This is a genomic window from Thomasclavelia cocleata (genome assembly GCF_900102365.1).
In the GTDB taxonomy this organism is placed as follows: Bacteria; Bacillota_I; Bacilli_A; order Erysipelotrichales; family Coprobacillaceae; genus Thomasclavelia; species Thomasclavelia cocleata.
Genome location: NZ_FOIN01000075.1, coordinates 1 through 5,144, shown reverse-complemented (window position 1 = coordinate 5,144; position 5,144 = coordinate 1). Strand labels below are relative to the sequence as shown.

Genomic DNA, 5,144 nt, shown 5'->3' with positions numbered 1-5,144 from the left:
TCAAGCACTCTATCCAGTTGAGCTACTAGCGCCTTTTCTTTCTTACAACGCTTTACTATATTATCATATCTCTAGAGCTTTTGCAAGTTGTTTTTGAGAAATGGTGCCCAGGGCCGGAATCGAACCGGCACGGATTTTAAGGTCCGCAGGATTTTAAGTCCTGTGCGTCTACCAGTTTCGCCACCTGGGCACATATGGAGGTTCCAACCGGACTCGAACCGATGATAACAGAGTTGCAGTCTGTTGCCTTACCAACTTGGCCATGGAACCATTCAATTGTTTCTTCAGTCCTATGACTCATCGGACTGCCTTTATATAATATACCAGATAGGAAAATTTTGCAAGCATTTTTAACAAAAAAATAATCATTTTCTTACTTCAAATTAAAAATCATTGATTATAACATGATTTTTTTATAAAAAAACTGTTAGCATTTTTACTAACAGTCTCAAATTATTTAGCTTTCACCTTAGTCCAGCGTGAATTATACATTTCTTTTACTTCATTACTTTGATATGAAAATACTTCATCTTTTTGGGCAGTTCTAATTTCATATGCACTTATCCCCTTATAAGTATCATCAGCTGCTTTTTTAGCAGCATTTACATTAGCTGTTAAATAACCTACTTCAACAGTATTCTTATACGCATTTTGATCAGATACCATAAAATTAATAAACTGATTTGCCAGCTTTGTTTGTTTACATTCTTTTGATATAACAAATCCATCAAACCAAACATTAGTTCCTTCTTCTGGTAGATAATATCCCATATTAGGATTTTCTGACATTACTGTAGTAGCATCTCCAGAATACATAATTGCCATAGCTTTAACCCCACTAATCATTGTATCAATAGATTCATCTCCAACATATACCGGATCCATTTCACTACGTTGATCAATCAACCACTGATAAGCTTCACTAATTTCTTTTTCAATAGTTGTATTCATTGAATATCCTAAAGCTTTTAAAGCTACCATAAAACTATCTCGTTCTGAATCATACATATAGATTTGTCCACGATATTTAGGATTACGAAGTATATTCCATCCTTCTTCAAGATCTTCTTTATCAACAATTGTTTTATCATATAATATTCCTACATTACCACAAAAGTAAGGAACCCAATAATTATTACCTGGATCAAAAGATTGTCCTAAAATCCCTTTATTGATATTCTTAAGATTAGGAACCAATTCCTTATCAATTGGTTGTAACAAATCTTCTTTAATCATTCTTTCAATCATATACTCTGAAGGCACCATAATATCATAACTATTACCACTCATATATTTTGTGTACATTATCTCATTAGAATCAAAAGTTTCATAAATAATTCTACAATCATATTTCTCTTCAAACTCACTTATAACTGATTTATCTATATACTCTCCCCAGTTATAAACTCTTAAAGTTTTCTTACTAACACCAGTAGAAATTGACCATCCTACTGATAATAATAAACATCCTGCCAAAACAACTTTTACTACTTTACTACTCATCACTTTATTAGTTGCTTTAGGAAAAAACTTCGGAATTACTGTTCCTAAAATGACAAATACTAATACAACAACTAAAATAATTGTGGCTAAAGCATAAATACTTGGATTAGTTCGTTTCGACATATTATAAATTATAATCGAAATATTTTCGATTCCATTGCCACTAACAAAATAAGAGATAATGAAATCATCAAATGACATTGTAAATGCCAATAATGCCCCTGAAATAATCCCTGGTTTAATTTGGGGGATAATTACTTTTGTCAAAGCCTGAAATGGAGTTGCTCCTAAATCCATAGCAGCATCAGCCAAATTTGCATCTAACTGTCTAACTTTGGGTAAAACATTAGTAATTACAAATGGTGTACAAAAAGCAATGTGGGCTAACAGCATTGTCAAATACCCTTTTTCCATTTTAACAAATGAAAATAATAACATTAAAGCTATCCCAGTTACAATATCAGGATTCATAATTGGAAGATTATTTACCTGTAAAACAATTTTTCTTAAAATTGGTTTTGATTTTGAAATACCAATTGCTGTAATTGTTCCTAATATTGTCGATATCACAGTTGATAAAATTGCAATACTAACTGATACCACAATTGCATCAATCATCTGTTGATTAACAAACAATTCCTGATACCATCTTAATGAAAAACCACTCCAGCTAGATAATGACTTTGAATCATTAAATGAAAAAATAGCCATAACTACAAGCGGAAGATAAAGAAAAGCAAGAGCAAAACCAATCCATAAACTACTATTAAAATTAAAGTTTTTTAGTTTTTTCACGTTTTGACTCCTCCTGATAACCTGCATATTTTTCTACTCGATTTATAAGCCCCATAAAAATAATAACCAAAATTGCCAAAATCAAGGATACAGCACTACCAAAATGCCAATCACCAACATTAATAAACTGTTGTTCAATAAAATTACCAATTAGTGAATATTGACCGCCACCTAATAATTTAGGAATTACGAAAGATGAAATCGCTGGTAAAAAAACCATTGTAATACCTGTAAGTACGCCGCCTAATGATAACCTAAACGTAATTTTCCAAAAAGTAGTTACTGGATTAGCACCCAAATCATTACTCGCTTCAACTAAAGATTTATCCATCTTCGTTAATGAAGTATGAATCGGTAAAATCATAAATGGTAAAAAATCATATACCATTCCTAATATTACTGCAAAATCAGTATATAAAAGGCTTATTTCTCCAAATCCTAGAAATTGGAACATATTGCTAACAATCCCTTTACTACTTAAAATGTTTATCCAGGCATAGGTACGCATCAACATATTGATCCAAGTTGGAAAAGTAATTAATAAAATAAGTAAAGTTTGTGTTTTTTCTTTACATTTAGAAATTGCATATGCAACAGGATAACCAATTGCCAAACATAATATTGTTGTAATAATTCCTAATACAAATGATTTAATTAACACTGATACAAAGATTGGATCAAAAAATTTAGAAAAATTATCTAGTGTAAAACTAAATGTAGTTATTGCATTGCCTTTTTGAATAAAAGCATAGATCATGATTAAAAACATTGGTAAAACAGTTAAGACAAACAACCAAAAACAATAAGGACCTACTAATTTACGAAAATGTTTCATTAATAGCTACCCATTTTATCCATGACATGAATATCTTCAGGCCAGAAATCTAAATTAACTTTTTTACCCACTTCACTAATATCTGTTGTATGTACTTTATAATCACGATTTTTTGTTTCTACCATTATTTCATAGTGAACACCTTTAAATACAATTGAAGTTACTACTCCTTCAATCTTACCTTTATCTACTTCTACAATATCTAAATCTTCTGGTCTTAATACAATATCTACTTCTTGACCATCATCGAATCCTTTATCAACACATTCAAACTTTTGACCATCAAATTCAACCAAATAATCCTGAACAAAAACACCCTCAATAATATTAGACTCACCAATAAACTGTGCCACAAAACGATTTTCTGGTTCATTATAAATATCAGTTGGTGTCCCAATCTGTTGAATCTGTCCCTCATTCATAACTACAATCGTATCAGACATTGTAAGTGCTTCTTCTTGATCATGAGTTACATATACAAAAGTTATTCCTACTTCTTGTTGAATGTTTTTAAGTTCAATCTGCATTGTTTTACGTAACTTTAAATCAAGTGCACCTAATGGTTCATCAAGTAATAAAACTTTAGGTTCATTGACTAGAGCCCTTGCAATGGCTACTCGCTGTTGTTGTCCTCCAGATAACTGATTAATATTTCTTGAACCAAAACCTGATAAACCAACCAATTCCAAAATACGATTTACTTTATACTCGATTGTATCTTTATCCATCTTTTTTATTTTCAAACCAAATGCAATATTATCAAAAACATCCATATGTGGGAATAAAGCATATTTTTGAAATACTGTATTTAACTCTCTTTTATAGGGTGGGAGTTTACTTATATCTTGACCGTCAAATAAAACAGTTCCACCATTAGCTTCTTCAAAACCGCCCATGATCCTTAAAGTTGTAGTTTTACCACAACCACTTGGTCCCAGTAAAGTAACAAATTCTTTTTCATTAATATCAAGATGAATTCCTTTTAAAACCACTTGCCCATTATATTCTTTTGTTAAATTATCTAATTCTATTAACTTTGCCATAATATCTCCTTTAAAATAACGGTGGTGTTGATACCCAAATTACCTTGGCCCTAGTTTCACTTGGGTTAACTATATAATGTGATACCAACCCTTTTAAATAAAAAGTCTCTCCCTTTTTTAAAATAAATTCATTATCCCCATAAATTAATTTAATTTTCCCCTGAACGACATATCCAAACTCCTGACCTTCATGAGGATCAATAATCATTGATTGCTTTTGTTTATCTAACTCAATTAAAATTGGTTCCATCTCATTTTTTTGAGCATTAGGAATTATATATGAAATAATATAATCATCCTGTTCATTAATAAAAAAATCATCTTTTTTAAAAACAATTTGTTCTGCAGGTTTTTCACTAAAAAACTCTTGTAAATTAGTCCCCAAAGCTTCTAAAATATCTTCTAAAGTTGCAACTGAAGGTGATGTTAAATCACGTTCTAATTGTGATAAAAATCCTTTCGTTAATTCGCTGTGATTTGCCAGTTCCTCTAAAGTAAGTCCATTAGCTTGGCGTAATCTTTTTATCTTGCTACCAATATTCATAAAGACACCTCCCTATTTTCGACATACTAATTATAACTAATCTTAGCTATAATGCAACAATATTTAACAATTTGTTTAATATATTATACTCCGCATTATAAAAATAACAGGTTTTCAACCAATGTCATTAAGTTAAGGAAATGATATTGAGGATATCGATATAAAAATATTGGTATCCTCTTTTTTTTATAAAAAAGTGTTGACATTTAAATGAGTTTGTGAGGCTTATTATTCATATTTTTTATGAATAATAAGCCTATTGTTTATAGGTATGAACTTTTGGAGGTATGACTTATGAACAATTTTAACTCTCTTAGAAAAAATTTGAATCACTGCATTAAGATTTTGAATAATTCTCGTTCTCTTTTCGTTGAGAATCCTAATACTGATTTTATCCGTAATCGTAAACTTGATTTCTCTACTG

Annotated in this window: 4 protein-coding genes and 2 tRNA genes; all 6 read right to left on the bottom strand. The window is 30.4% G+C overall.

Annotation, left to right across the window (positions count from 1 at the left end; translation table 11 throughout):
* Window positions 1–101: 101 nt before the first annotated feature.
* The 6 genes from BMW96_RS13675 to BMW96_RS13650 all read right to left on the bottom strand — a co-directional run bounded on the left by BMW96_RS13675 (window position 102) and on the right by BMW96_RS13650 (window position 4,720).
* Window positions 102–190: transfer RNA gene (locus BMW96_RS13675), tRNA-Leu, on the bottom strand.
* Between the two features lie 5 nt (window positions 191–195).
* Window positions 196–270, bottom strand: a tRNA-Cys gene (locus BMW96_RS13670).
* A 183-nt stretch (window positions 271–453) separates the two neighbouring features.
* Entirely contained in the window at window positions 454–2,298 is a 1,845-nt protein-coding gene (locus BMW96_RS13665; protein ID WP_092357111.1) for an extracellular solute-binding protein, read from the bottom strand.
* Window positions 2,276–3,133, bottom strand: coding sequence for an ABC transporter permease (locus BMW96_RS13660; protein WP_092357108.1), 858 nt, complete (start codon window positions 3,131–3,133; stop codon window positions 2,276–2,278). The genes BMW96_RS13665 and BMW96_RS13660 overlap by 23 nt, the downstream gene beginning before the upstream one ends.
* Complete coding sequence (gene potA / locus BMW96_RS13655; protein WP_092357105.1) at window positions 3,133–4,176, bottom strand: spermidine/putrescine ABC transporter ATP-binding protein; 1,044 nt, start codon at window positions 4,174–4,176, stop codon at window positions 3,133–3,135. The genes BMW96_RS13660 and potA overlap by 1 nt, the downstream gene beginning before the upstream one ends.
* Window positions 4,177–4,186: 10 nt before the next feature.
* The gene (locus BMW96_RS13650; RefSeq protein ID WP_092357102.1) at window positions 4,187–4,720 is read right to left on the bottom strand and encodes a helix-turn-helix domain-containing protein; all 534 of its coding nucleotides are present in this window, start codon (window positions 4,718–4,720) and stop codon (window positions 4,187–4,189) included.
* Window positions 4,721–5,144: the final 424 nt, after the last annotated feature.